We start from the raw sequence: 25,509 nt of genomic DNA, 5'->3' as shown, positions 1-25,509 counted from the left end.
TTTATATATTAAATCCTATATTTGTCAAAATTGAAAATCTGGATTCAAAAAAATGGAAAAATACTATAAAAAAGAAGGTAGATACAGTTATTATGAAGCTGGAGAGGGAACCCCAATAGTCATCTTGCATGGACTGATGGGAGGACTAAGCAACTTTGACGCTGTTGCTAGTTACTTTTCTACGAAAGGATATAAAATAATCATCCCAGACTTACCAATATACACTCAAAATATTTTGAAAACGAATGTAAAAAGTTTCGCAAAATATGTTAAGGATTTTATCACATTCAAAGGCTTAGAACGTGTAATACTTTTAGGAAATTCATTGGGAGGTCACATTGCCTTGTACCATACTAAAATGTATCCAGAAAAAGTTTCGGGTTTAGTTATTACCGGTAGTTCAGGACTTTACGAAAGTGCCATGGGTGACAGTTATCCCAAAAGAGGCGATTATGAATATATCAAGAAAAAAGCGGAAGATGTATTTTTTGATCCAAAAGTAGCTACCAAGGAACTTATTGATGAGGTATACGAATCTGTAAATGACAGGATAAAATTGATAAAAACACTGACAATTGCCAAAAGCGCTATTCGTCATAATATGGCAAAAGATTTGCCAAAAATGCATGTTCAAACCTGCATTATTTGGGGAAAAAATGACAAAGTTACTCCACCGGATGTCGCAGAAGAGTTTAATAAATTACTACCCAATTCTACCTTATACTGGATTGACAAATGCGGGCATGCGGCCATGATGGAACATCCTGATGAGTTTAATCGATTACTAGAAGACTGGTTAACCCATACCCATTTAGCCGTACACTAAACTAAAAAAGGAGAATTTTATACCCCTAAAAAATGAAAATTAATACCGCCGAATTTGTTATCAGCAATTCTGATGTAACTAAATGTCCTAAAGACTTTTTGCCTGAATATGCTTTTATAGGTAGATCAAATGTTGGAAAATCCTCATTGATAAACATGATAACGAACCAGAAGAAACTAGCAAAAACATCTGGAAGACCTGGAAAAACTCAACTTATTAATCATTTTTTGATTAATAACAATTGGTTTCTAGTCGATTTACCTGGATATGGCTACGCTAAAGTTTCTAAAAAAACAAAATCTATTTTTCAGGAATTCATCACTGATTATTTTGAAACCAGAGAACAATTAGTGTGTGCTTTTGTTTTGATTGACATTCGACATGAAGCGCAAACCATCGATATTGAATTCATGTCCTATATGGGAGAAAGCGAAATTCCTTTTTGTATTGTTTTCACCAAAGCTGATAAAATTAGTAAAGTAAAAATAGATTCACATGTTGCTGCATACAAAAAGAAAATGTTTGCAAATAACTGGGCCGAAATGCCTCACTATTTTGTGACCTCAGCTACTGAATCTACTGGTAAAGAGGAATTATTGAGTTATATAGACGAAGTAAATCAAGAAGTCTTCAAAAACAACAGCTAGTTTTTAAAAAACCGACTTATCTTAGAGTTAAATAAAAAATCCCAAAAATTAATAATTTAATTTTTGGGATTTTTTGGTACCAGTTATTTTGTCAACTCCAATTTTTCGGCAAAATAATCACAGAAATCCTTCATAGTGTCCGCCATTTTTTCATCATCTGTAGCACGTTTGAATGTTTCGGACATCGCTACTAAAGTCTGATGAAAGAAAATTTTCATTTCATCAACTGGCATATCTTTGGTCCATAAATCAATTCGCATACTTTCTTTAGCCTTACTATCCCAAATCGACAACATGATGGCTTTAGCCTCTTCTAGTTTAACTCCGCCGTCTTGAGCGGACCACATTAATTTTTCCGGAACACGATTTTCGTCTAATTCAATTAGAAATTTAATTTCTGATGTGTTTTTATCTGACATTATTTTTTGGGTTTGTATTTTGATTTAACAAATATTTCTTTGGCACTTTTTTGAAGTAAATCAGCAACAGGCACTTCATTATTCTTAGCATACGATCGTACGATTTGCCAACCTATCCAGGCTCCTACTTGTCCTGGGGATTCATTATCGATTTCCAAATAAAATTTAGAAAATGGGGCTGAATTAATAAATCGTGGGATTAATTTTTGATCATTGCTGTACAGCATTTCTTTTTCAATAAAATAACGCCACATATAGCTCTCATTTTCTTGACACCATATTATTTGTTCCGGAGTATAGCCCATTTTTTCAGCATCCGTATAGTCCGGCAAAAGTAAGTCTTTTAAATACAATTGCTTTCCATGATAAATCATTTGACTCAATAAATCTTTGTCCGTTACAGCGGGGATTTTACGTATGGAAAAACTGGAAACCACATCTGGAGCAATTTGCCTTTGTTCAAAATTTTGTTTTAAATAGTTGGGAAACTGATAAAACTTATGATTCTTTCCTAAATACAATTCAAGTGAAACGATCACGAGGCTGTCCGCATAAATAGCTTTATTATTATAATCCATTTCAGATATTATAGTAATTATTTTTGGCGTTTTTGTTTGTGGAAAGTAATATTTGATATGTTTAAAAAGAAGTTCTAACTCAATTTTTACAGGTTCAAAATCAGTATATTTTTTTTGAACTTCTGAATATAATTCCCTCCAAATGGGATCTTGCATTTTATTCAACCAGACACTGTCATCATTTCCAACAGGAAAAAAAAATGGAAATTGTTTTTTTACATTCTCTAAATCCTGCGGTGCAGTTTCAAAAAATATTTTATCAAAACGCTCTACTTTTATATCCAAAGGAATGGCTGCTACGGTGCTTTCAACTTTATTTTTCTTATCACAAGACAAAATAAAGAGACAAAAGACTACAGGAAACAGATATTTTTTCATATATATTAATTAAATTTGTTACCAAAGAATCCTAGGAAACCAATGCATAACGAATTGATTTTGCAAATATACATTCCTGGTTTTAATACCTAAACTATTATGACTAAAAAAAGTACAATCCAAGTTGAAAAAGTAAATACTCAAATTGTAAACTGGTTAAAAACATATGCTGAAAATGCAAAAGTAAATGGATTTGTAATAGGCATTTCCGGTGGAGTCGATTCAGCAGTCACCTCCACACTTTGCGCCCAAACAGGATTTAAAGTATTGTGTGTAGAAATGCCCATACATCAAGCCAAAAGTCATGTAACCCGTGGACGAGAACATATTGAACAGTTAAAAAAAAGATATCCTAATGTAACGAGTATCGTAACTGATTTGACTACTGTGTTTGAAACTTTCAAAAAAGCCGTACCTGATGATTCTGATACAGCAAAATTACATCTATCCCTTGCCAATACACGTGCTCGATTGAGGATGACATCATTGTATTACTTAGCGGGCATTCACGGTCTATTGGTGGCTGGGACAGGCAATAAAGTGGAGGATTTTGGTGTAGGATTTTACACAAAATATGGTGACGGTGGAGTAGATTTAAGTCCAATTGCAGATTTAATGAAATCTGAAGTCTATCTTTTAGGAAATTATTTAAAAATCCCTAAATCTATTTTAGAAGCAAGTCCCACAGATGGATTATTTGGTGATGACAGAACTGATGAGCAACAATTAGGAGCTAGTTATGATGAATTAGAATGGGCGATGTTAAAGGATGAATCTGGAAACTCTGCTGATAATTTTTCAGGTAGAGAAAAAATTGTTTTTGAAACTTACAAACGATTAAACACCGTCAATCAACATAAGATGAGAGCAATTCCCGTTTGTTTAATTACAAAAGAATAAAGTAACAACATTTTATATTGATTTACAATTAATTACAGAATTTATTTATTAATTTTACATTTCCAATTACAAACAATTCTAAAAATTTAAAATTATGATTAAAGTATGTATAGCCGATAATTATCCTGTTGTGCATTTTGGAGTAAAATCTTATTTTAAAGATAATGCAGACATCTCAATAGTTGCCAATGTGGGCAATTTCTTGATGGTACGGGATATACTTCAAACAAAAGACATTGATGTATTAGTATTAGATTTGGAGCTGGAAGGTCTTTCCAGTATTTTTGAGGTCAAAGCGGTCTTGAAAAATTTTCCAAAAACAAAAATCATTATCTTCAGTGGGCTTTCAGAACAGATTTATGCGCCAAATGCCATAAAAGCCGGAGTATCTGGCTTTGTGCATAAATCAGAAAAGTTAGAAACTTTAGGTATTTCAATTATCAAAGTCTTCCAAGGCAAGATAATCATGAATGAAACCGTAAAGAAAAACTTAGCCTTGATTGCGAAACAAAGTAAGAGTGAGCGCTTGTATCGTAAACTATCTAATCGCGAGGTAGAAGTATTACGTTATTTAAGCGGAGGAAAAAAGAATCATGAAATAGCTGATATTTTAAACCTTAACGAAAAAACGATTAGTACCTACAAATTGCGTTTGCTTACAAAATTAAATGTTACTAATCTTGTGGATTTAGTAGACAAAGCTAAAAAATTAGAAATTGTTTAGTAATATCTAGACATTACCCTTCCTAATTTTTTAGAAAAAGAATGGATTAGTGTATTATAGTCCATTACCATTGACAAAGGCTCTGTGTTATCTGAATTTGGTTCAGATGACAGAGAGCTTTTTAATTCTTCGATTATTTTACCCACTAAATACCATCTCAAGGTTAAAATAGTTTCTGAAACATCTTGCCCTATCGTATCATTTTTTGATTTCGGAAAAATATTCTGTCCCACCCAATCGTGTAAAACAACCCGCTCATCTTCCATCAAAATATCGGTTACCTCTTGCGCAAAGTCAGCGTTCAGGTGCATCAAATACTGTTCTAAAGTGAAACGCTCATTTTGATGATAATAATTAATTAAATCATTAAATATGTCTCGAAATAATGGATTTGCCAATTCAACCTCGTCTTCTTGTAAACTCAGATAGATTCGTTGGTATACTTTATATTCTTTTTTTTCTGTGAGGGTTTCGATCTCCCCTTCGCTATTTGTTTTTAAAAAAGTATCTTCAAACTCTTCATTTTTATTTCCATAAAGTAAAAGAATCTCAATTATTTTTCTTTCTAATCGATATAAAATATCTACTTTTTCAGCTTCAATTGGGTCTTCATTTTTTACAATTTCAAAAGCTTTTTGTTCTTGTTTTTGTTTTTTCCCAACTTCAGCAACATCTTTTTGAACTAATTGCGCTAAAGTACTTAATAAAACTTGTTCCGAAATATCCATAATCCGAGAACATTCCTGAATGTAAATTTCTCTTTGAATTCTATCCGGTATTTTAGAAATACTCACGACCATATCCCGAATCAAATCCGCTTTTTTTACTGGATCATTCTTGGCTTCATTCATCAAAAGCGAGGCTTTAAACTGAATAAAATCTTTTGCATTGTTCTCCAAGTACAATACTAAATCTTCATAAGAATTTTTCTTAGCAAAACTATCCGGATCTTCTCCGTCAGGAAATGTGCATACTTTTACATTCATCCCTTCTTCAAGAATTAAATCGATTCCTCGGATAGAAGCGCGCAAACCGGCAGCATCCCCGTCAAAAAGAACGGTAATATTCTTTGTCAATCTATTGACCAATCGGATTTGATCTGGTGTTAATGCAGTACCGGAAGAGGCAACTACATTTTCAATTCCAGATTGATTGAACTGGATCACATCTGTATATCCTTCAACCAGATAACAATTATTCAACTTAGCGATTGATTGTTTGGCTTGAAAAATACCATACAGCACTTTACTTTTATGGTAAATTTCGCTCTCCGGGGAGTTTAGGTATTTTGCGGCTTTTTTATCGTTGGTCAAAATCCGACCTCCAAAACCAAGTACTCTTCCAGACATACTTTGTATTGGAAACATTACACGGCTTTTGAAACGGTCGAAAGGCCTGTCTTCTCGTGCAATTGTCAAACCTGTACTTTCGAGAAACTCTAATTTGTATCCTTTACCCAAAGCTTCTTTTGTAAAAGCATCCCAAGTTTCAGGAGAATACCCCAATCCAAATTTCTTTATGGTTTCATTCGTAAAACCGCGTTCTTTAAAATAAGAATACCCAATAGCTTTACCCTCTTCGGAGTTTAAAAGTGTATCATGAAAATAGATTTTTGCAAATTCCGAGACCAAATACATGCTTTCCCGAACATCAGTATTGGCTTTTTCTTCATCGGTTTGCTCTGTTTCTTCAATTTCGATATTGTATTTTTTGGCCAAATAGCGAATCGCCTCCGGATAGGTGAACTTTTCGTGCTCCATTAAAAAAGCCACAGAGTTCCCTCCTTTTCCAGAACTAAAATCTTTCCAAATTCCTTTGGCAGGTGAAACCATAAAGGACGGAGAGCGCTCTTCAGAAAATGGACTTAAGCCTTTCCAGTTGCTTCCGGCACGTTTTAATTGTACAAAATCACCAATTACCTCCTCTACTCGAGCAGTTTCGAAAACAGTATCTATTGTAGCTTTTGAAATCAATTTATTTATTTTAAAAATCCAAAGTTACAACGTTTAGTTAGACTAATTATTCATTAAAACAATTAAAATACAATAAAAAGAACAATGTTTTACAGTTGTAATTCTTAAAATTATGGTACTAATGCCCGATAAAAGTTACTGAAAATTATGTTTCTTTTTTTTAAATCCATTATTAACAATTGATACATTTTTATTTACAATAAAATAAGCGTTATTTTGCACATTCGATTGCTAATAAAGCATTTAATTTATTGTTTACAAACCATTATTACAGGTAAATTGGCATCATTAATTCTAAATAAAAAAACTAATCCATTTTGTTTAACAATAAAAATCTTCAACAAGAATTAAATACTATCCTATCGTTTATAGCAGAACTGTGTAAAGTTCCTTTTGTTGCTATTACACTGACTAAAACTGACACACCCTCTTTTATTGCTAAAATAGGCTTAGATTATACATCTACTATTCCTAAAGGTTTACAGCTTTACAATGACGAAATAGTTAGAAAAAACAGGATTTGTATCTTTCCCGATATAAATGTAAGTCCAGATAACAACACTATATTAAATAATCTCTCATTTTTAGCTGGATTACCTATATCTAGCAACAATAAGGATTGCATAGGAACGCTTTGCATCATGGATTCTAATGCCAAAGAACTATCCGAAACAGAATTAAAAACATTAGATTATTCCGTTTCACAAATTCAAGCTACGATCAAATTATGGCAACAAAATTATATTTTAGAAAAAGAAATTAATGCCAAAGAAACTCAATTTAATTCCTTTATTGAAAATTCAAAAGAAATTATTTATGCAATTAATTCCGATGGAATAATCACTTATGTTTCTAAAAACTGGACAACTCTTTTAGGCCATGATCCCCAAGAGGTCATAGGAAAAAAAAACCTCTTATTCTTACACCCAGATGACGTAGAAAGGATTGTTGCGCTTTTTAATGCAATCGATTTAACAGGAGTTACCAACGAAATGACCTACCGAGTTTTACATAAAGACGGGCATTATGTTTGGCATGCAACGAGTTTGAAACTATTAATAAAAGATCGTGAAAAAATTTATGTTGGGAATTGTAGGGATATCACTGAATATGTTGAAGCACAACAAAAAATTGTAATTCAAAAAGAGTTTTATGAAAAAATATTAGACAGACTTCCTACTGACGTTGCTGTTTTTGACAGTGATTATAGATACTCGTATCTAAATCCAGCCGCCATTAAAAATGATGAACTAAGAAAGTATATTATAGGGAAAAATGATTTTGAATATGCAGAACATACCGGACGAAGTTTAGCATTTGCACAAAACAGACGGCTTAAATTTCTAGAGGCATTAAAATCTAAAAACCTTATAGAATGGGAAGATACAATTGTAAGTCTCGATGGTCAAATAACAAATCACACCCGAAAATTAACACCGGTATTTCGTGAAGATGGAACTCTTGAAATGATGGTAGGTTTTGGTATTGACATTACAGAAAGTAAAAGGATTCAAGAAGACATTCTTAAAAGTCGACAACTCACCAAAAGTATTATTCATAACGTGGCTGTAGGTATTCTGGTTCAAGGAAAGCAATCTGAAATATTAGAAAATAACAAAGCTGCATGTAAAATGCTTGGTCTCACTGAAGATCAATTGCTTGGAAGAACATCATTTGATGATCAATGGAAAGTTATTCATCTTGATGGATCTGATTTTACAGCAGAGGAACATCCAGTACCTCGCGCAGTAAAAGAATTAAAACCAATAAATGATATTGTAATGGGAGTACATCGCCCGTTGTATAACGATTTAGTTTGGTTATTGGTTGATGCAATACCTGTTTTTGACAACAATGATGAATTACTGTATATAATATGTTCTTTTAATGACATTACCGGACAAAAAAATGCAGAAGATGCTTTAAAAATAAGTAAAGAACGCTTTACATATTCTAGTGAAGCCACATCTGATGCGCTCTGGGATTGGAATATAGCGACAGATGAAATTTTTGTAGGAGAAAGTTACTCTGGTTTTTTTGGACATCAATTTGAGAACAATATTATAAAAGTAAAAGAATACCAAAACTTTGTTCACGCATCAGATAAAGAATATTATATTGAATCGCTTACAAATGCCTTAAATAGCGATAACAATAGATGGTCAACAGAATATCGCTATTTAAAATCTGACGGCACATATGCTTATATAAATGATAAAGCTGTAATTATCAGAGATGAAAAAGGAAAAGCCAATCGTGTAATTGGTGCCATGCAAGACATTACCAAAGAAAAAAAATTAAAAGATGAATTGCAACAAAGTGAAGAGCAATTTAAAGGAGCCTTTCAACATTCAGCTGTGGGCATGGCTATCGTTGATATTGATGGTTATTGGATAGAAGTGAATGATCGCTTGTGTGAAATGTTAGGGTATTCTAGAGAAGAATTTAAAACATTTACATTTGAAGAAATTACCTATTTTGAAGATTTAGCTGAAGATTTAGCGAATAAAGAAAAATTAGTTTTAGGAGAAATATCGAATTTCAGTAAGGAAAAAAGGTATATCCATAAAAACAAATCATTAGTTTGGGTGCATTTATCCGTTTCTTTGGTAAGAAATAATATTGGCGAAATTCAGCATTATATTCCACAAATTATTAATATTACAGAAAGAAAAAAAATCGAAGAGGAAAATAAATTATTAATAGAGGAAAAAAATAAAAATAAAACTATTCAGCTTAACGAAGCCAAAAACATGTATCGCTTATTAGCAGATAATACAGTCGATTTAGTTTGTGTACATAATCCGAACACTACTTTTCAATACATTTCTCCCTCCATAAAAAAACTCTTAGGCTATACGCCTGAAGAGTTAATAGGCAAATCACCTTTAGATTATGTACATCCAGAAAATTTAAAAGAACTGCTAGAGAAATTTTACAACTTCCTTGAAAAAAAAATAGATGAGCCCGTACGATGTAGATTTTTAACTAAAAAAGGGGATTATCTTTGGTTAGAAATTAAGGCTAGCATTATAACAGATAATGATATTACAATTGGATTTCAATCCAGTAGTCGTGATATAACTCAACAAAAAGAAGCCGAAGGAATAATCATAAATACATTGACACGAGAACGTGAACTAAATGAATTACGCACCAATTTAGTTTCAACTATCTCGCATGAATTCAGAACTCCTATGACTACTATAAGGACTAGTGCTGAGTTAATTTCTATGTATTTAGAAAATCAGAATTTAGTAAATGGGGATCGTTTACAAAAACGAGTTACTATAATTACTGAAGAAATTGATAGAATAGTTGAATTAATGAATGCGGTATTGACAATTTCAAAAGAAGATTCCGGAAAAACGGATTTTAATCCTGTACTATTCGATTTAAAACAAATTTGCCTTGAAGTAATAGACATCTACTATATCGACAAAGTAAATCATCCTAAGGTAATAACAAATTTTATAGGCAATGTTTTCACTGTTAATGCTGATAAAAAATTAATGGAATATTCTATTTTCAATATATTAAATAATGCTTTTAAATACTCTGAAGAACGTGAAGATGTAACACTTAATCTTTTCACTAAAGAAAATGTAATTTATCTAGAAATTATTGATTTTGGCATAGGTATTCCTAAAGAAGATCAACTAAAACTATTTAATACTTTTTTTAGAGCGAGTAACACTGATGGAATACAAGGTACGGGACTAGGCCTTTATATAGCAAAAACTTTTATAGAAAAAAATTCTGGCTCTATACGATTAGAGAGCAAGTTAGGAAAAGGAACTAAAATAACTATGGAGTTTCCTTTACAAATTATTAAAACACTTTAATAAATAATTAAGAATCAGCTACTGAAGGTCATTAAAAATACCAAACCTATTCTTATTCAAATTAAAATAAATTAATCGTAATCTATTATATTGAAATAATTTTAAGATAATTTAAAATTCATTTTTTAGACTAATTAGATTTCTAATTTAATATTTTTATTATTATCAATCATAAACTTAGAAATAAAAACATTAGCAAAAGAAAGATTTTTTTTAGAAATTAATATTTCGTTAAAACCATACGAGCCTATATTGATAAGAATTTTATGTGAATGTTTTTTAATCCTACAAACTAAAATTAAGAATACTGTGATGAAAAATAATTTAATGAAATCAAAAACAGAATTTATAGGAAATAAAACTAGTATGTCAAGTAAAATCAAAAAAAGTAGCAACATAATATTCCCAGAAAAATCTTTATTTTTGACTAATCTAACTCCTGAAATTTGGTCTATATTAAAGCTAACTTTTTCTTTATCATTTTTAAAAATAACTTTTGATTCTAAAACTTGATAAAGGACGTTTTCCTCCAAAATTTCTTCTCTTACAGGTTTATTTGTGAAGTTATTATTCATATTTTCCAATTAATTAAAAAAATCTTATCCAAAACAGCTTACCCTTACCAAATCATAATTTATCATTCTAACAAAATATTTAAGTAAGCTGTATGGTAAGAATTACCTAAATTGTTTTATAAAATTATAAACCTAGAATCAGATTAGACTCATTTTAGGCTGTAAGTTAAAAAAAAATACTAATAATTTGTGTTTTAGAAATGACTCAATTACAACAATACAAATTAGCAAGTAACTTAAGAATGACCTATAAAACCTCCACTATTTAAAACAAAATTATTTTTCAGCTTGGCTTAGTTTAATATAATCCCTCGGAGTAAGATTAAGATATGATTTAAAGCTAGTAGAGAAATAAGAAAATGAACTAAATCCGGTTTCATCTACTAAGTATTGAATGTTTTTTTCGCCTAAATGAATTAATTTAACTGCATAATCCAATTTAAACTCCCTAATGTATTTACTACCATTTTTATTAGTAAGTTTCCTTACTCTTTTATCTAATGTAGATTTACTTATACAAAGTTGACTGGACAATTCGTCCATGTCGATCTTAACTCTTAAATTCCTTACAAGAATTTCATTTAGTGAAGTTATAAAATCTTTCTCTGATAATTTAATTGTAACTTTTGAAAACGGATCAGGGGTATATTTTCTTTCTATATTTTTTTTAAGGTCAATTACATTTTTAATTTTATAAATCAATTCCTTTACTTTAAAAGGCTTCATTATAAAATCATTTACTCCATTTTCTAATTGCTTAAATTTAATTTCATCATCTACATTTGCAGTAATTACTATAAACGGTATGGCTTTAAATTTAATGTTTTTTCTAATCTTTAAAAATAATTCCTCCCCCCCCATCATTGGCATCATTAAATCACTTATGATAAGATCCGGTATGTTTTTTTGAAAATATTCTAAAGCCTCAATCCCATTTTTCAACCATTCTACTTGGAAATCACTTATAGTTAATAATTCCAAAATTGAGCTTCCTAAAGCTAAATCATCTTCTATTAAAACTATTTTTAATTTGTACTTTTCCATTTTACTAAATTAATACTTTCTGTTTTAATCAAACCTCATTTTATTTTAAATTATCAGTAAGTAAAGATGTTTTAATTCTTATTAAAAATACTTTTGTAGATTATTTTCATTTCTGTTTAAAATAAATAAAAAGCTCATTTATAACTTACAAAATAAAAAAGTTATTAAATAAAATAGGTTACGTGCTGAAAACATAAAAGTCTCTTATTTGTTAGAATAGATGAAAGATTAAGCCTATTTCAAAATAAATCGGTTTTGAGTCAGAATAAATAGAATGCAATACTCTTTTTTAAGAGCTGCACAGTGAGCTCACAAAAATTAAGATAGAGGATTTCCTATCAATAAATATTTTTTAGATTTCTAACACAAGAATATAATTATAAATTTACGAAAACTCTAAAACAAAAATAAATTAATCTTTGCTTATGAACAAAAATAAAATTCTCTTAGTAGACGATGAATTAAATTTAAGAGAAACTATTACAGAACTTCTTACGTACCAAAATTATGAAGTTAGGACCGCAAATAATGGTCAAGAAGCATTAAATTTATTAGAACATTGGATACCTGACTTAATTATATGTGACATAATGATGCCTATCATGGATGGCAATACCCTATATGAAATAATTAAAGAAACGCTGTCTTTGAGTCCAATACCCTTTATTTTTTTGACAGCCAAAAAAGAAAATAATTTAAAGAGAAAATCTCTTTTAGAAGGTGTTGATGCCTTCATGTCTAAGCCTTTTAAAATAAAAGAATTAACACTGGTAATCGAAACAAAAATAAAGCGCTTCGAAAAAATTAAAAGTGCTTATAATAATTTATACATAGGCGAAAAAAAATCTTTTTTACATGAAATAAATACGCCGCTAAGTGGAATTTTAGGATCAATTGAACTTTTAATAGATTATGAAGAAAACCTTGGCAAAAAGGAAGTTTTAAAGTTTTACGATTCTATCAAAACATCAGGAGAACGATTAAATAGAACAATGCAAAATATAATTCTCTATCAAAATCTAAAAAACAATACACTCGAATTTAACACTGAATCCCATTGTGAAATATCAAATGTCTTCTCTAGTGTAAAAGAAAAACTTTTTGAAATTTATGAAAATAAAGAGAAAAGAATAAGCTTTGAAATTGACGAAGCTAACCTAAAAATAAGTGATACACACTTGTATTTTATTCTTTTTGAACTAATCGATAATGCGATGAAATTTTCGCCAAATAATAAAATTGTTATTATTTCTGGGGAACGGTATAATGACGAAAGCTATGAATTAATCATTCGCGATTTTGGAATTGGATTCAATGAACAAGAATTAAAAAAAATTGGGGCGGCTCAACAATTCAATCGAGAAGAAAGAGAGCAACAAGGATTAGGATTAGGACTTTTTTTAAGTAAGATTATTATAAAAAAATCAGAAGGTGTTTTTAGTATAATTTCGAAAGAAAATGAAGGTACAACAATAAAAATATTTTTACCATTGTATAAAAATACGGCCTTTGACTTAAGCAGTAATGATAGTCATGACAAACGCGCTACATTTTTGAAGAAAATTTGAAGTACATTTACTGTTCTATCTGCCGATTATTCTCGACAACTAACTGGCTAAATTTATTTTCCCGCTGGATGTAAGGCAATTAATTTTGAAATCTTTACAAACTGTTACTATTATCATAGACGAGTTACAACCTAAAAAGGTTGCATAATGAATAAAAAAATAAGATTTTTATTTTGTTAGAACGACATTACGGAACTATTTTTTTCTTTCAATTACATAATTAACCATCAAAATGAGCGCTTCTTTAAACTCTGAATTAGGATAATTATTCAACAGTAAAAGTGCCTCTTGCTGGAAATCAACCATTTTTTGTTCTGCATAAAGTAATCCATTATTGTTTTTCACAAAAGCAATAACTTCTTTAACACGTTTTTTATCTTTATTGTGGTTTTTAATGGAATTGATAAGCCATTTTTTTTCTTTTGAAGTACATGTATTCAAAACGTGAATAAGTGGTAAAGTCATTTTTTGTTCTTTGATGTCAATTCCCGTTGGTTTACCAATTGCATCTTCGGTGTAATCAAATAGGTCATCTTTTATTTGAAAAGCCATCCCGATCAGCTCTCCAAATTTTCGCATGTTTTCTACTTGAGTTTCATCTTCGATAACGGATTTAGCCCCAAGAGCACAACAAGCAGCAATAAGTGTGGCTGTTTTTTTTCGAATGATTTCATAATAAATAGCTTCGGTAATATCCAGTCTTCTGGCTTTTTCTATTTGAAGCAATTCTCCTTCACTCATTTCGCGTACAGCGACTGAAATAATTCGAAGTAAATCAAAATCACCATTATCAATAGAGAGTAATAAACCTTTAGATAATAAATAATCCCCAACAAGTACGGCTATTTTATTTTTCCAAAGTGCATTAATCGAGAAAAAACCCCTACGTCGGTTGCTGTCATCTACCACATCATCATGAACTAATGTTGCAGTATGGATTAATTCTATAACGCAGGCGCCCCGATACGTTCTCTCGTTGATCATTCCTTGGGAAACCATTTTTGAAGTTAGAAAAACAAACATAGGACGCATTTGTTTTCCTTTTCTATTAACTATATAATAAGTAATTCTATTCAACAAAGCCACTTTTGAAGTCATCGATTCATAGAACTTTTTTTCAAAAAGTTCCATTTCATCGAAAATAGGCTGTTTAATTTGAGAAGTCACATTCATTAGAATTCAAAGATACTATTTTAAATAAAAGAACGTTATGTATTTTATCCTAAGTGTAGAATTCTTTAAAATTCAATAATCAAAAAATATTAAAAAATTTTACATAAACAATTGATGCAATGCATATTAAACCTAATAATATTGTATTTTTACACAAAAAAAAGAGAATTAACTTAAAATTTTAATTATGAAAACAAAATTTTTATTTATTACTGCGTTTTTATCTTTGTCGTTTTTTAGCAGCTGTGACACAAGTGAAAAAATCGATGATACTACAGCTTTGTCTATTAAAGAAATTACAGTAGATTCTAAAATTGATGCATCCGTAGATGATGTTATGTACATTGTTGAAGATCAATATTCCGTTCAACAAAGCGCTTCGAATAAGTCAAGCGTAGCGATCAAGAGCATTCTCCCGGCGTGTACAACTATTACCACAGTACTAGTAAGCGGAACTTGGACCAGAACTATCGATTTTGGATCAGAGGGCTGTGCTCTTCCAAACGGAAACGTGTTGAAAGGAAAAATTATAATTAGTTTTTCAAATGATTTCACGAGTATGTCAAGAACTTTGTCTTACAGTTTTGTGAATTTTTATCACAACAACAAACTCTTGCAAGGTAATAAATCCATTAATTACTCTTTAAAAAGTACTGAATTACTGGCTTCGATTCATCCGGTGTCAACTTTTACAGTTGACATGAAAATTACTTTTGATGATGGTAAAACTTATACCAGAACAGGAACTAAAATCAAAGAAATGATTGAAGGATATAACACCCCTCTTAGTTGGGAAGACAATGTTTTTCTAGTTACTGGTAATGGTAGTACTTTGTTGCCAAATGGGACTACAATTAGCACTTTAATTACGGCACCTTTACGTTATGTAATGCGTTGCAAATTACCTTTTCCAGTTCAAGGTATTATTAAAATTACTAAAAATGATTCAGAAGGAATATTAGACTACGGCACTGGTGAATGTGATAATCTTGCAACTATAACTATTGGCGGAGTTACTAAAGAAATAGTTTTAGAAAAATAAAAACTAAAAGCATTACGATTAACGTTAAAATCTTAATGCTTTTTTTATGCTTCTTTGTTGGCCAATTGCCCGCAAGCAGCATCTATGTCTTTTCCTCGGCTACGTCTAACTTTTACCACAATCCCACTTGCTTCTAATGCTTTTATATAATCATTTATAGATTCTTCTGAAGCTTGTTGAAATTCTCCATCGTCAATTGGATTGTATTCGATCAAATTCACTTTGCAGGGAACATATTTACAAAACTTCACTAATGCATCTATTGAGGCTTTATTATCATTGATATCTTTCCAAACTACATATTCATAGGAAATTTTACTTTTAGTCTTTTTGTACCAATATTCTAATGACTCGCGTAAATCTGCTAATGGAAAATTAGCACTAAAAGGCATAATCCGAGAACGAATTTCATCGATTGCAGAATGCAACGAAACAGCGAGTTTAAATTTCACTTCATCATCCGCGAGTTTTTTAATCATTTTTGGTACACCAGAGGTTGAAAGCATAATTCGCTTGGGTGACATCCCTAAGCCTTCCGGTGAAATAATCATTTCTATGGCCTTTAATACGTTATTATAATTCATGAGTGGCTCTCCCATTCCCATGAAAACAATATTCGATAACGGATGATTGTAATACAAACGGCTTTCTTTATCAATGGCAATTACTTGATCATAGATTTCAGCAGGCTCCAGATTCCGCATTCTTTTTAATCGCGCTGTAGCGCAAAAGTTGCAGTCTAAACTACAACCCACTTGACTCGAAACACACGCTGTTGTTCTTGTATTTGTAGGTATCAAAACCGATTCGACCACCAAACCATCGTGCAAACGTACTGCATTTTTAACGGTGCCATCCTCACTGCGCTGCATCGTATCCACTTTAATGTGATTGATGACAAAATGTGTTTCCAGCACAGTACGTGTTCCTTTAGAAACATTAGTCATATCCTCAAACCTATGCGCACCTTTGCTCCACAACCATTCATAGACTTGATTTCCACGAAAAGCCTTGTCTCCATTTGTAACAAAAAAATCACGTAATTGTTCTTTTGATAAAGATCGTATGTCTTTTTTCTCTATTTCCATGGTGCAAATTTAATGACAATTTGTTGATTTGTTGATTTGATAATTTGATAACTTTGCTCTCAATTGAAAAAAATTCCAAAAATGCATTTTATTTCCCAAGAATTAGAAGATTATATCGAGCAACATTCTGAAAAAGAGCCCGCTTTATTAGCAGCGTTGAATAAAGAAACATATCAAAAAATTCTATTGCCAAGAATGCTTAGCGGTCATTTTCAAGGTCGAGTTTTGAGTATGTTATCTAAATTGATCCGACCTGTAAATATTCTGGAAATTGGCACGTATACTGGCTATTCAGCGTTGTGCTTATGCGAAGGCATGCAGGAAACGGGACAATTGCATACTATTGACATTAAAGAAGAGTTGGTGGATTTCCAGCGTAAGCACTTTAACAAATCGCCTTGGGGAAAACACATTTTTCAGCATCTAGGAGAAGCAACTGCCATAATTCCAACTTTAAAAATGAAATTTGACTTGGTTTTCATCGATGCCGATAAAGAGAATTACCTCAACTATTTTCATTTAATTGTTCCAAAAATGAACAAAGGCGGAATTATTTTATCAGATAATGTCCTGTGGAGCGGAAAAATTTTAGAACCCTTACAACCCAATGACATCAGCACAAAAGTATTACTGGAATACAATAAAATATTAGCAAGTGATCCTAGAGTAGAAACAGTACTATTGCCTATTCGGGATGGATTGACAGTTAGCCGAATCTTATAATTTCTAATGTTTTTTATATACAAATTCCTAGCCCTTATAGAAGCGACATCCTTTCCAGTTATAAAACTCATTTCGGAATCGAAAACAAGTTTACTAGAAAGATACAGAACAGAACCGGAAAGACCTCCAAACCAATTCTAAAATTATTGCTGCGGGAAATACTTATGTTGTGCCATTCTGTAAACTTTAAACATCAAAAAACCAAAAGTAAAACCAAATAAATAACCTGATAAAATGTCTAATGGGTAATGCAATCCGAGATAAATTCTACTGTATGCAAAGACAAAAGGCCATAAAAACAACAACCAAAAATAGTTAAAATACTGTCTTAGCGTAAAATAAACCAACGTTGCAACAGCCATTGAATTTGACGCATGCCCTGAGAAAAAACTAAAAGATCCCCGGATTTGTACAATGCGTATGAAGGAATTGATTTGCGGATTATTACAGGGACGTAACCGCTGAAAACCGTTTTTGAATAAATTTGTAGATTGATCTGTAAACGTTACTAACACTGCGACAAATAAAAGTAAGTATAGTGTTTGTTTTGCGCCTAGTTTTTTAAAAATGACATACAGCAAAAGTAAAAAAAGTGGAATCCAATTGCTTTGCCTCGTAATGAATGACCATAGTCCGTCAAACGTTTCAGATCCTAAACCATTTAAAAAAACAAACAATTCCGTATCTAGAGAGAGTAATTTTTCTACCATTACACCTGACGTTTTATCGGACCTGTAATGTCTTCAATCACTTCTTTAGTAGTTTCTATTGGAGCAGTTGCCTCTCCAAGCAAACTGTCTTTCGCTTTATTGATCTCTGAAGTAATGTTTCCCGTTATATCGCTAAATTGAGAAGTGTCTCCCAATAAATTATCCTTTGCTTTGTTGATTTCAGACGTAATATTCCCTCTTATATCGCTCAATGATTTTGTGTCAAATCCATTCGCTTCAGCTCCTTTTTGAATTTCGCTTTTTATGTCGTTAGTAGCATTTTTTAATTGCGCCATTGCTTTGCCCATTGTTCGGGCTATTTCAGGAACTTTGTCTGACCCAAAAAGCATCAGTACTATAAACATGATAAAAATTAATTCGCCTCCTCCTATGCCAAACATATATTTTTTATTTTTATTGCTACAAAGATATCAAATTTTGAATCTTGGACTTTTAATTATTTCATAAAAAAAAGACTCTCTTCAGAGTCTTTTTTAAAATTTTATCTTTATTTAATCAAATTTAGATTTTACTTCTTCTTTAGGCCACGTGTTATTGGTTACATCAATATCAGCGGTTTCTAATTTTGGATCCACTTGGATCTTTTTGATTGCCTTTGCAGTAGCATAAACCTTCTTAGCGGTATCGTTATTTTTTCTCCAAATTTGAGCTGGGTATTTGAATGTTTCTTTTGAATCATCCTCGTAAGTCAATTCAACAATAATTGGCATTAACATACCTCCAGGTTTATTGAACTCTACTTCGTAGAAATATTTTGGTGCTTTTAATTTTGTTTTTTCATCAGCAGTAAAGTTTTTATTCACATAATCTGACAATAAATTTACCTCTGCAATCGCTAACGCTTTTTTATCTTTAGAAGATAATTCTTCGCTTGTTCCAGGCACTAAATATACAAAAGGCCCTTTTTCCTGACCAAAACGCCCTCTTTTAACCACTGCATCTTTTAATTCTTTAGTAGCCGTTTCAGAAACGTAATACTGTTTTACTTCTTTTACTCCTATATCTACAAAATCAGTAGAGTAAAACCATCCTCTGAAAAACCAGTCTAAATCGACTGCTGACGCATCTTCCATAGTTCTAAAAAAATCTTCAGGTGTAGGATGTTTGAATTTCCATCTATTGGCATATACTTTGAAAGCATGGTCAAACAACTCTCTCCCCATGATAGTTTCTCTAAGAATATTGAGTCCTGTAGCAGGTTTACCATAGGCATTTGCTCCAAACTGCACTATTGTTTCAGAGTTGGACATAATCGGCTCCAAAAACTTTTGATCACCACTCATGTAAGGAACAATTTTACTTGCAGGACCTCGACTGGAAGGAAAATTGGTTCCCATTTCCTGCTCCGCCATGTATTGCATGAAGGTATTCAATCCTTCATCCATCCATGACCATTGACGCTCATCCGAATTTACGATCATAGGAAAGAAATTGTGTCCTACTTCGTGTACCACTACTCCAATCATGCCATTTTTAGTTCGCTCACTAGTCACTCCTTTTTCGTCAGGACGTCCGTAATTCCAACAAATCATTGGATATTCCATACCCTGATCTTCTGCAGATACTGATACTGCTTTTGGATAAGGATAATCAAATGTATGTGCTGAATAACTTTTCAAAGTATGTGCAACAGTTCTTGTTGAAGTTTCTCCCCACAAAGGATTACTTTCCTTAGGATAAACTGAAATTGCCAGTACCGTCTTGTTACTTAATTTAACGGCCATTGCATCATAAATGAATTTCCTAGAAGTGGCTATACCAAAATCTCTTACATTTTTAGCACTGAATTTCCATGTTTTCTTCTTATCAGAAAATCCTTTTTCGTTTGCTTCTGCTTCCGCTTGTGTAACAATAACGACTGGGTTATCGTATGATTTCAAGGCCAATTCATATCTTTTTACTTGTTCTAGAGTAAACACCTCGCTTCTGTTCATCAACTCTCCTGTTGCCTCCATAACGTGATCCGCAGGAACTGTAATGTTTACATCAAAATTACCAAAAGGCAATGTGAATTCTCCTGTTCCCCAGAACTGCATATTCTGCCATCCCTCAACATCATTATACACCGCCATTCTAGGATAGAATTGAGCGATTACATATAATTTATTTCCATCTTTTTCGAATAATTCATATCCGGAGCGACCACCATCTTGTCTGTAGTTGTTGATATTATAAGACCATTTTATTGCGAAAGAGAATTTTTCACCCGGTTTCATTGGCGTGGCCAAATTAATACGCATCATGGTTTGATTAATCGTGTAAGACAAAGGATTTCCTTTTGCATCTTTAACAAACTCAATATTGAATCCACGTTCCAATTCTTGTTTCAAAAACTTATTAGTGAAGTTACCCGCCGGAAAAACCTGCTCCATTCTTTGGCTTTCAGCCAATGGAGTTTGGGAGTTTTTAGCGGCTTGATTTTGGTCTAACTGTACCCATAAATATTCCAAAGTATCAGGAGAATTATTATAATAAGTAACAGTTTCCGAACCACTTAATCTAGAATTTTTGTCGTCAAGCTCAATGTTAATTTTGTAATCCGCTTGTTGTTGATAATAAGCTGGCCCTGGTGCTCCTGAAGCCGTCCGAAACATGTTAGGCGTGGCTAACAAATCATACATTTGGCTAAACTTATTGGTGTCGTACTTACCGGTTTGTTTTGGTGTTACCGGTGTTGTTTTTTCTTGTGCAAATAACAATGCTGGAAGAAATAATAATAAAGATAATTTTTTCATAGGTGGAAATCTGGTTATTTCAATGTGTGAAAATAATAATTTTATATAGATGTATCCAAATTAATTAATATTTTAACATTCCACTGGAGGTAGATTCGGTAAAGAGCAATGTATTTTTGGTTCCTCTTACATTAAAATGCATTATATTTTGTTGCTCCGAATTGCCTTCAGTGATTACCGCATTGTAAATTTCTAAGGAATTAATTTTTTGAATTTCTTTCATCTTGAAATAACAAATTAACACATCACCTTCCATTTCTTTGCTTATAAAATGTATTGGCTTAGCCTCACCGTTTATCCTAATGTAAAATTTTTCGCTGAAGTATTTTTTTAAAAAAATTAAGTCTTCTGGAGTTTCCTTTTCTGAACCCAAATTGATTTTCTTTTGGTATTTTTTCTCAATTGCACTATTTAAATCGTCTACAAATATTCGGCTTGTTATTTGGAGCATTTTTTTATCTGAAGCATAATTAACCTGATACAATGCCACATAAAATTTATGCACCCCAAAGGATGTTAGCGTTACTAACAATAGCCCAAAAAAAGATAGTAAGATTATTTTTTTCATTTTTTAATAGTAGTGATTTTTTTAAACTCTTCGTTCTTGGTTATTAAAAAATCAATCAGTAAAAACTCGTCTTCTTGTTTCAAAAGGTTTTTTGATTTTGGATCACTCTCACAATAATCAAGAAAAAGACTGATTTCTTCACTTTTTAACTTCAATGTATTGGTAAAGAAATAAGCATCGATTCCTTTATAAACTGCTTCAGAAAAATCCTTATTCTGATTCAAACTCGCGTTTTCTGATGAATCTTTCTTTAACAATTTCGAAACCATTTTGAATACTCTTACAAAATCCATTCCGTTTTCTATGGTTCCGTCTGAGGGCATCGTCCTGTTTATGGGAGAAGATTTTGCATCGTCAGTAAATTGCATGTCTACAATTTTCTGAGAACCTACAATAGCAGGCTTTATTTCTTTTTTCCCTTTTACAATAATTTCTTTCAACAAGGTAGTTTGCGACTCTAAAGCAACTACAAACAATGATTTTAAAAAATCTTTTTCCTGAAGCACAATTTTTTTAGATCTGAAAGAGGCGCTAGAAACAAGCAACGTATCTTCGGCTTTGGCCAAAATATCAAAGAATCCTTGATCGCTAATAAAAGTTCGCGTTTTCGAATTTAAATTAAAAACATATCCATTATCGACCAACGCGGATTCATTTATAAATTGACCATGCATCGATTTCCTGTTTTCATTTTGACCAAAGCTCAATTGGAAAAAGAAAAGTAAACTAATAATTTTTATTGTAGTTTTCATATTATTTTTTAAGTATTATTTTTTTAAACTCGGCTATCAATTTTTGTTAATTAGTATAGCCTTGTATTCTTGTGCCAAAGCTACCATAAAAAAAGAAATTCTTTGTTCATTTCTGGATTCTAAAGTTTTTAAAAAAATTTCATTTTCCACTATGAAATATTTAAAGTCACTTACATAATCCCTCGCTATTCCTAGTTTGTCTGTGAAATATTCCTGACCATACAATTCAGATATCAATTTGATATACTTTTCTTTTTTTTCCAGAACAACCAATTTTTTAATTCGTTTTGTTCTTCCGTTAATCTCGTTTATTAGCGGATCAAGGGGCATTGATCCCCCCAACAAGCTCAATAGCATAATAGGTTTAAAATCCCCCGCAGTTGCTAACCGTCTTTCATAAAGTGTAAATTTTTTCTGGTTTTTTGAAATTATCCCTAAGTTCTTCGCATTTATTGCTGGATGCGTATTGACAATTACCTCATTAAGTTCTGTAGCTTTTGAAACCATTTGAATTAACAATACCTCCAATTTAAAATCATTAGAACTAACTATCTTTCTGTATGGTTTAAGATTTACATCAGTAAGGAGGAGTACATCATTGGCTTTCGCCAAAATAAAAAATCCTCCTGCCTCATTTGTTTGCGTTGCCTTACCGTTTGTTAAATTTAATATGTTTATTCCGTTTACACCAATAGAATCTACACTGACTTTTCCTGAAAATAACTTTTCGTCGGGAGTTTGTCCAAAAAAAATGTTGCATAAAAAAAACAACATTCCTGATAAAATACTATTTATTTTCAAGGACTATTATATCGTTATAATTTTCAGCAAGTTTGACAATTAAATACATCATTAATGTCTTATTTTTTGAGTGTAGTGCAATCGCAAAATCAACATCATCAACGCAATAATATTGAAATCCTTTGATATAATTTGATGGGATTTTTAACGTTTCAGTGTAATACTGATTATCAAACAGCATATCAATTTTGGCAAGTAACCTCTCTTTTTTCTCAATTGCAATTTCCTTTTTGAGCATGGCTTTCCTTCCAGAGATCGCGTTTAGCAATCCATCTATTCCGCCTCCAGATGTAGCAGTGTATAATTTCCGTTCAGCGGGGGAGTATTTTTTTTGACCATATGGAATAATTCCCAAACTTTCTGCCGTTAACAAAGATTTACTTATTACAACCTCTTTTAGAACGATACTTTTAGGATTCATTATCACATTCAAAACAACGCCTACCAAATCCTGTTTGTTAATTTTCCTGCGAAGTATTTCCAGATTAACGGCCGTAAATACCAAAACATCTCCTTCCTTTACAGGTATTGTAAAAAAACCATCAATATCTGAAACGGTTGCTTTTTCAGAGGATATGTTCACAATAGTAATGCGGTCAACTGCAACAGAATCTGCAGTGATTTTTCCTCGAATTTCCTTTACCATTACTTCCTGTCCAAAAGCGACCTGGACTAATAAAAAAAACAGCAACGGTAGGGTACTTTTAATTTTCACTTGCAATTATTTCTTTATATTTAGCTGCTAATTCTCCTATCAAAAATGTAGTCAAAGCAACATTTTTAGATTTTAGAACTGCTACAAATTGTTCATTTTCCACACTGTAATATTCAAATCCTTTTACATATTCAGTTGGAATTTTCAGTTTACCCACAAAATAGTCAATGGTAAACATATTTTCTAATTGCCTCAAATACGCTTCTTTCTTTTCGACTTCAACTTCTTTTTTTAGCATCTTAGTTCTTCCCGAAATCCAATTAATTAATGGATCTGCTGAGATAGACCCTCCCATCATACTACCCACATTAGCAGTAGCATTAAGATTACTGGCAGTATACAACTTTCGCTCCGCTGGGGTATAGACTTTTTGACCCTTAGAAACAATCCCTAATGCTACTGCATTAATACCGTTTCGAATAATCACTTCCCTTAATTGATTTATGATAGGCGCTAGTTTCACAGAGAGAATTCCGTGTTCAAAATGATCTTGAACCAAAACCATTTTAGTTTCTTTGAACTGTGTGCCGTTAAACAGCAACGTATCTCCAACAGCAGCCTGAACATAAAAATCACCCTCATGATCCGTAATTGCCACTTTTTCTGTTGCTATATTTATTACATAAACACCCTCCAAAGCCGAAACCTCAGCAGTCACTTTTCCGTTCAATCGCGTTCGAAAACCTTCCTGAGACATGGCTTTAGTAACTGTAAAAGCCAAAAATAAATATATAATTTTAATCATCTCTTTAAAATCTATTATAGACGCCTCGTAAAAGTATCTTAATGCACTGCAAATTAATTACTAATGACTTGGTAAAAAATTGTTAATTAAAAAGTAGAAATAAAAATGGCCAATTTAATACCTTTAGCAAAAATCATGCTTTAAAAATGAAAAACATATTAATCGCAAGTACTTCCACGCTTGCAAACGAAAGTTACTTGGATTATTTGTTACCCACGTTAACAACACATTTTAAAAATTGCAAGACCATTCTTTTTATTCCTTATGCTAGACCAGGAGGAATTTCACATCAGGAATATACCGCAATCGTTGGATTGGCTTTCGCCAAAATAAATATAAAAGTAATCGGAATTCATGAATTTGAAGATGTAGCGCAGGGTATAAAAAATGCAGAAGGAATTTTCACGGGAGGTGGAAACACTTTTGTACTGGTATCGCAATTGCATAAGAACAATGTTATGGAAATCCTCTCTGAAGTTGTGAAAAACGGCACCCCTTATTTAGGAACAAGCGCAGGAAGCAATATTTGTGGACTTACCATGCAAACTACAAATGACATGCCCATTGTCTATCCGCCAAGTTTTAAAACTCTAGGACTTATTCCTTTTAATCTAAATCCCCATTATTTAGATCCCGACACTAATTCCAACCACATGGGCGAAACCAGAGAAACCCGCATCAAGGAATACCATGCTTTTAATTCCGTCCCTGTTTTAGGGTTGAGAGAAGGCAGTTGGCTGGATGTCAAAGGAGATACAATTATTTTGAAAGGCAATCTGACCGCCAGACTCTTTAGGCAAAATCATGAACCTGAAGAATTAGAGACTGGAACCGATTTGAATTTTATAAAATAATGGTGAAAAATTGAATACAAAAAGCCGAAACAATTACGTTTCGGCTTCAAAGAGCGAAAGACGAGGCTCGAACTCGCGACAACCAGCTTGGAAGGCTGGAGCTCT

General features: G+C 32.0%; 24 protein-coding genes. 9 read left to right on the top strand and 15 right to left on the bottom strand.

The window, feature by feature from the left end:
* The first annotated feature begins 52 nt into the window (after window positions 1-52).
* Both AC0608_RS09525 and yihA read left to right on the top strand, forming a co-directional pair.
* Window positions 53-826 carry an alpha/beta fold hydrolase gene (locus AC0608_RS09525; RefSeq protein WP_417958544.1) on the top strand — a complete coding sequence of 258 codons (774 nt, stop codon included), beginning with the start codon at window positions 53-55 and terminating at the stop codon, window positions 824-826.
* A gap of 32 nt (window positions 827-858) precedes the next feature.
* Window positions 859-1,473: a ribosome biogenesis GTP-binding protein YihA/YsxC gene (gene yihA, locus AC0608_RS09520; RefSeq protein ID WP_417958545.1), complete on the top strand. Its 615-nt coding sequence runs from the start codon at window positions 859-861 to the stop codon at window positions 1,471-1,473.
* Window positions 1,474-1,556: 83 nt separating this feature from the next.
* On the opposite strand, the gene gldC is transcribed toward yihA, so the two are convergent.
* Entirely contained in the window at window positions 1,557-1,892 is a 336-nt protein-coding gene (gene gldC, locus AC0608_RS09515) for a gliding motility protein GldC (protein WP_478288905.1), read from the bottom strand.
* Complete coding sequence (gldB, locus tag AC0608_RS09510; RefSeq protein ID WP_478288904.1) at window positions 1,892-2,848, bottom strand: gliding motility lipoprotein GldB; 957 nt, start codon at window positions 2,846-2,848, stop codon at window positions 1,892-1,894. Before gldB ends, gldC begins: the two co-directional genes overlap by 1 nt.
* A 99-nt stretch (window positions 2,849-2,947) precedes the next feature.
* Between gldB and nadE the strand changes: the two genes are divergently transcribed.
* Both nadE and AC0608_RS09500 read left to right on the top strand, forming a co-directional pair.
* Window positions 2,948-3,748: an NAD(+) synthase gene (nadE, locus tag AC0608_RS09505; RefSeq protein WP_478288903.1), complete on the top strand. Its 801-nt coding sequence runs from the start codon at window positions 2,948-2,950 to the stop codon at window positions 3,746-3,748.
* A 94-nt stretch (window positions 3,749-3,842) separates the two neighbouring features.
* Window positions 3,843-4,472 carry a LuxR C-terminal-related transcriptional regulator gene (locus tag AC0608_RS09500; protein ID WP_417958549.1) on the top strand — a complete coding sequence of 210 codons (630 nt, stop codon included), beginning with the start codon at window positions 3,843-3,845 and terminating at the stop codon, window positions 4,470-4,472.
* Here AC0608_RS09500 and dnaG read toward each other — a convergent pair.
* On the bottom strand, window positions 4,469-6,445 hold the full coding sequence (gene dnaG, locus AC0608_RS09495) for a DNA primase (protein ID WP_417989512.1): 1,977 nt from the start codon (window positions 6,443-6,445) through the stop codon (window positions 4,469-4,471). The genes AC0608_RS09500 and dnaG overlap by 4 nt on opposite strands.
* Window positions 6,446-6,762: 317 nt before the next feature.
* Between dnaG and AC0608_RS09490 the strand changes: the two genes are divergently transcribed.
* A complete protein-coding gene (locus AC0608_RS09490; RefSeq protein ID WP_478288902.1) occupies window positions 6,763-10,290 on the top strand; it encodes a PAS domain-containing protein in 3,528 nt (1,175 codons plus the stop codon).
* A 134-nt stretch (window positions 10,291-10,424) separates the two neighbouring features.
* On the opposite strand, the gene AC0608_RS09485 is transcribed toward AC0608_RS09490, so the two are convergent.
* Window positions 10,425-10,865, bottom strand: coding sequence for a hypothetical protein (locus tag AC0608_RS09485; RefSeq protein WP_478288901.1), 441 nt, complete (start codon window positions 10,863-10,865; stop codon window positions 10,425-10,427).
* Window positions 10,866-11,141: 276 nt separating this feature from the next.
* Entirely contained in the window at window positions 11,142-11,909 is a 768-nt protein-coding gene (locus tag AC0608_RS09480) for a response regulator (RefSeq protein ID WP_478288900.1), read from the bottom strand.
* 425 nt (window positions 11,910-12,334) lie between these two features.
* Between AC0608_RS09480 and AC0608_RS09475 the strand changes: the two genes are divergently transcribed.
* Window positions 12,335-13,477, top strand: coding sequence for an ATP-binding response regulator (locus AC0608_RS09475; protein WP_478288899.1), 1,143 nt, complete (start codon window positions 12,335-12,337; stop codon window positions 13,475-13,477).
* 195 nt (window positions 13,478-13,672) lie between these two features.
* Here the strand turns inward: AC0608_RS09475 and AC0608_RS09470 are convergent, their stop codons facing one another.
* Window positions 13,673-14,650 carry a polyprenyl synthetase family protein gene (locus AC0608_RS09470; protein ID WP_478288898.1) on the bottom strand — a complete coding sequence of 326 codons (978 nt, stop codon included), beginning with the start codon at window positions 14,648-14,650 and terminating at the stop codon, window positions 13,673-13,675.
* 187 nt (window positions 14,651-14,837) lie between these two features.
* Here AC0608_RS09470 and AC0608_RS09465 point away from each other — a divergent pair, with 187 nt between their 5' ends.
* Entirely contained in the window at window positions 14,838-15,692 is an 855-nt protein-coding gene (locus tag AC0608_RS09465; RefSeq protein WP_417958555.1) for a hypothetical protein, read from the top strand.
* 44 nt (window positions 15,693-15,736) lie between these two features.
* Here AC0608_RS09465 and rlmN read toward each other — a convergent pair whose 3' ends face one another.
* Window positions 15,737-16,780, bottom strand: a complete 1,044-nt coding sequence (gene rlmN, locus AC0608_RS09460; protein WP_478288897.1) for a dual-specificity RNA methyltransferase RlmN — start codon at window positions 16,778-16,780, stop codon at window positions 15,737-15,739.
* Between the two features lie 81 nt (window positions 16,781-16,861).
* On the opposite strand from rlmN, the gene AC0608_RS09455 reads away from it, so the two are divergent.
* Window positions 16,862-17,503, top strand: coding sequence for an O-methyltransferase (locus AC0608_RS09455; protein WP_417958557.1), 642 nt, complete (start codon window positions 16,862-16,864; stop codon window positions 17,501-17,503).
* Window positions 17,504-17,646: 143 nt separating this feature from the next.
* On the opposite strand, the gene AC0608_RS09450 is transcribed toward AC0608_RS09455, so the two are convergent.
* The 8 genes from AC0608_RS09450 to AC0608_RS09415 all read right to left on the bottom strand — a co-directional run bounded on the left by AC0608_RS09450 (window position 17,647) and on the right by AC0608_RS09415 (window position 24,550).
* Complete coding sequence (locus AC0608_RS09450; protein ID WP_417958558.1) at window positions 17,647-18,213, bottom strand: phosphatase PAP2 family protein; 567 nt, start codon at window positions 18,211-18,213, stop codon at window positions 17,647-17,649.
* Window positions 18,213-18,614, bottom strand: a complete 402-nt coding sequence (locus tag AC0608_RS09445) for a twin-arginine translocase TatA/TatE family subunit (RefSeq protein WP_417958559.1) — start codon at window positions 18,612-18,614, stop codon at window positions 18,213-18,215. Before AC0608_RS09445 ends, AC0608_RS09450 begins: the two co-directional genes overlap by 1 nt.
* A gap of 111 nt (window positions 18,615-18,725) precedes the next feature.
* Window positions 18,726-20,969 (bottom strand): M1 family metallopeptidase, encoded by a 2,244-nt coding sequence (locus AC0608_RS09440; RefSeq protein WP_478288896.1) that lies wholly within the window; start codon window positions 20,967-20,969, stop codon window positions 18,726-18,728.
* 64 nt (window positions 20,970-21,033) lie between these two features.
* Window positions 21,034-21,537, bottom strand: a complete 504-nt coding sequence (locus tag AC0608_RS09435) for a DUF6702 family protein (RefSeq protein WP_417958561.1) — start codon at window positions 21,535-21,537, stop codon at window positions 21,034-21,036.
* Window positions 21,534-22,289: a BamP family beta-barrel-assembly machinery protein gene (bamP, locus tag AC0608_RS09430; RefSeq protein WP_417958562.1), complete on the bottom strand. Its 756-nt coding sequence runs from the start codon at window positions 22,287-22,289 to the stop codon at window positions 21,534-21,536. The genes AC0608_RS09435 and bamP overlap by 4 nt, the downstream gene beginning before the upstream one ends.
* Before the next feature lie 36 nt (window positions 22,290-22,325).
* Window positions 22,326-23,063, bottom strand: a complete 738-nt coding sequence (locus AC0608_RS09425; RefSeq protein WP_478288895.1) for a hypothetical protein — start codon at window positions 23,061-23,063, stop codon at window positions 22,326-22,328.
* A gap of 13 nt (window positions 23,064-23,076) precedes the next feature.
* The gene (locus tag AC0608_RS09420) at window positions 23,077-23,805 is read right to left on the bottom strand and encodes a hypothetical protein (RefSeq protein WP_478288894.1); all 729 of its coding nucleotides are present in this window, start codon (window positions 23,803-23,805) and stop codon (window positions 23,077-23,079) included.
* The gene (locus AC0608_RS09415; RefSeq protein ID WP_478288893.1) at window positions 23,795-24,550 is read right to left on the bottom strand and encodes a hypothetical protein; all 756 of its coding nucleotides are present in this window, start codon (window positions 24,548-24,550) and stop codon (window positions 23,795-23,797) included. Before AC0608_RS09415 ends, AC0608_RS09420 begins: the two co-directional genes overlap by 11 nt.
* 146 nt (window positions 24,551-24,696) lie before the next feature.
* Between AC0608_RS09415 and pepE the strand changes: the two genes are divergently transcribed.
* Window positions 24,697-25,404, top strand: coding sequence for a dipeptidase PepE (gene pepE, locus AC0608_RS09410; RefSeq protein WP_478288892.1), 708 nt, complete (start codon window positions 24,697-24,699; stop codon window positions 25,402-25,404).
* Window positions 25,405-25,509 lie beyond the last annotated feature (105 nt).

It is taken from the genome of Flavobacterium sp. GNP008, assembly GCF_056428965.1.
Note: the sequence above shows the minus strand (reverse complement) of the source record. Positions and strands in the feature narration are given on the sequence as shown.

Bases quoted from the DNA above. Each gene is read 5' to 3' on its own strand.
- AC0608_RS09525 (WP_417958544.1), top strand. From the start codon at position 53: ATGGAAAAATACTATAAAAAAGAAGGTAGATACAGTTATTATGAAGCT.
- yihA (WP_417958545.1), top strand. From the start codon at position 859: ATGAAAATTAATACCGCCGAATTTGTTATCAGCAATTCTGATGTAACT.
- gldC (WP_478288905.1), bottom strand. From the start codon at position 1,892: ATGTCAGATAAAAACACATCAGAAATTAAATTTCTAATTGAATTAGAC.
- gldB (WP_478288904.1), bottom strand. From the start codon at position 2,848: ATGAAAAAATATCTGTTTCCTGTAGTCTTTTGTCTCTTTATTTTGTCT.
- nadE (WP_478288903.1), top strand. From the start codon at position 2,948: ATGACTAAAAAAAGTACAATCCAAGTTGAAAAAGTAAATACTCAAATT.
- AC0608_RS09500 (WP_417958549.1), top strand. From the start codon at position 3,843: ATGATTAAAGTATGTATAGCCGATAATTATCCTGTTGTGCATTTTGGA.
- AC0608_RS09485 (WP_478288901.1), bottom strand. From the start codon at position 10,865: ATGAATAATAACTTCACAAATAAACCTGTAAGAGAAGAAATTTTGGAG.
- AC0608_RS09480 (WP_478288900.1), bottom strand. From the start codon at position 11,909: ATGGAAAAGTACAAATTAAAAATAGTTTTAATAGAAGATGATTTAGCT.
- AC0608_RS09475 (WP_478288899.1), top strand. From the start codon at position 12,335: ATGAACAAAAATAAAATTCTCTTAGTAGACGATGAATTAAATTTAAGA.
- AC0608_RS09470 (WP_478288898.1), bottom strand. From the start codon at position 14,650: ATGAATGTGACTTCTCAAATTAAACAGCCTATTTTCGATGAAATGGAA.
- AC0608_RS09465 (WP_417958555.1), top strand. From the start codon at position 14,838: ATGAAAACAAAATTTTTATTTATTACTGCGTTTTTATCTTTGTCGTTT.
- rlmN (WP_478288897.1), bottom strand. From the start codon at position 16,780: ATGGAAATAGAGAAAAAAGACATACGATCTTTATCAAAAGAACAATTA.
- AC0608_RS09455 (WP_417958557.1), top strand. From the start codon at position 16,862: ATGCATTTTATTTCCCAAGAATTAGAAGATTATATCGAGCAACATTCT.
- AC0608_RS09450 (WP_417958558.1), bottom strand. From the start codon at position 18,213: ATGGTAGAAAAATTACTCTCTCTAGATACGGAATTGTTTGTTTTTTTA.
- AC0608_RS09445 (WP_417958559.1), bottom strand. From the start codon at position 18,614: ATGTTTGGCATAGGAGGAGGCGAATTAATTTTTATCATGTTTATAGTA.
- AC0608_RS09440 (WP_478288896.1), bottom strand. From the start codon at position 20,969: ATGAAAAAATTATCTTTATTATTATTTCTTCCAGCATTGTTATTTGCA.
- AC0608_RS09435 (WP_417958561.1), bottom strand. From the start codon at position 21,537: ATGAAAAAAATAATCTTACTATCTTTTTTTGGGCTATTGTTAGTAACG.
- bamP (WP_417958562.1), bottom strand. From the start codon at position 22,289: ATGAAAACTACAATAAAAATTATTAGTTTACTTTTCTTTTTCCAATTG.
- AC0608_RS09425 (WP_478288895.1), bottom strand. From the start codon at position 23,063: ATGTTGTTTTTTTTATGCAACATTTTTTTTGGACAAACTCCCGACGAA.
- AC0608_RS09415 (WP_478288893.1), bottom strand. From the start codon at position 24,550: ATGATTAAAATTATATATTTATTTTTGGCTTTTACAGTTACTAAAGCC.
- pepE (WP_478288892.1), top strand. From the start codon at position 24,697: ATGAAAAACATATTAATCGCAAGTACTTCCACGCTTGCAAACGAAAGT.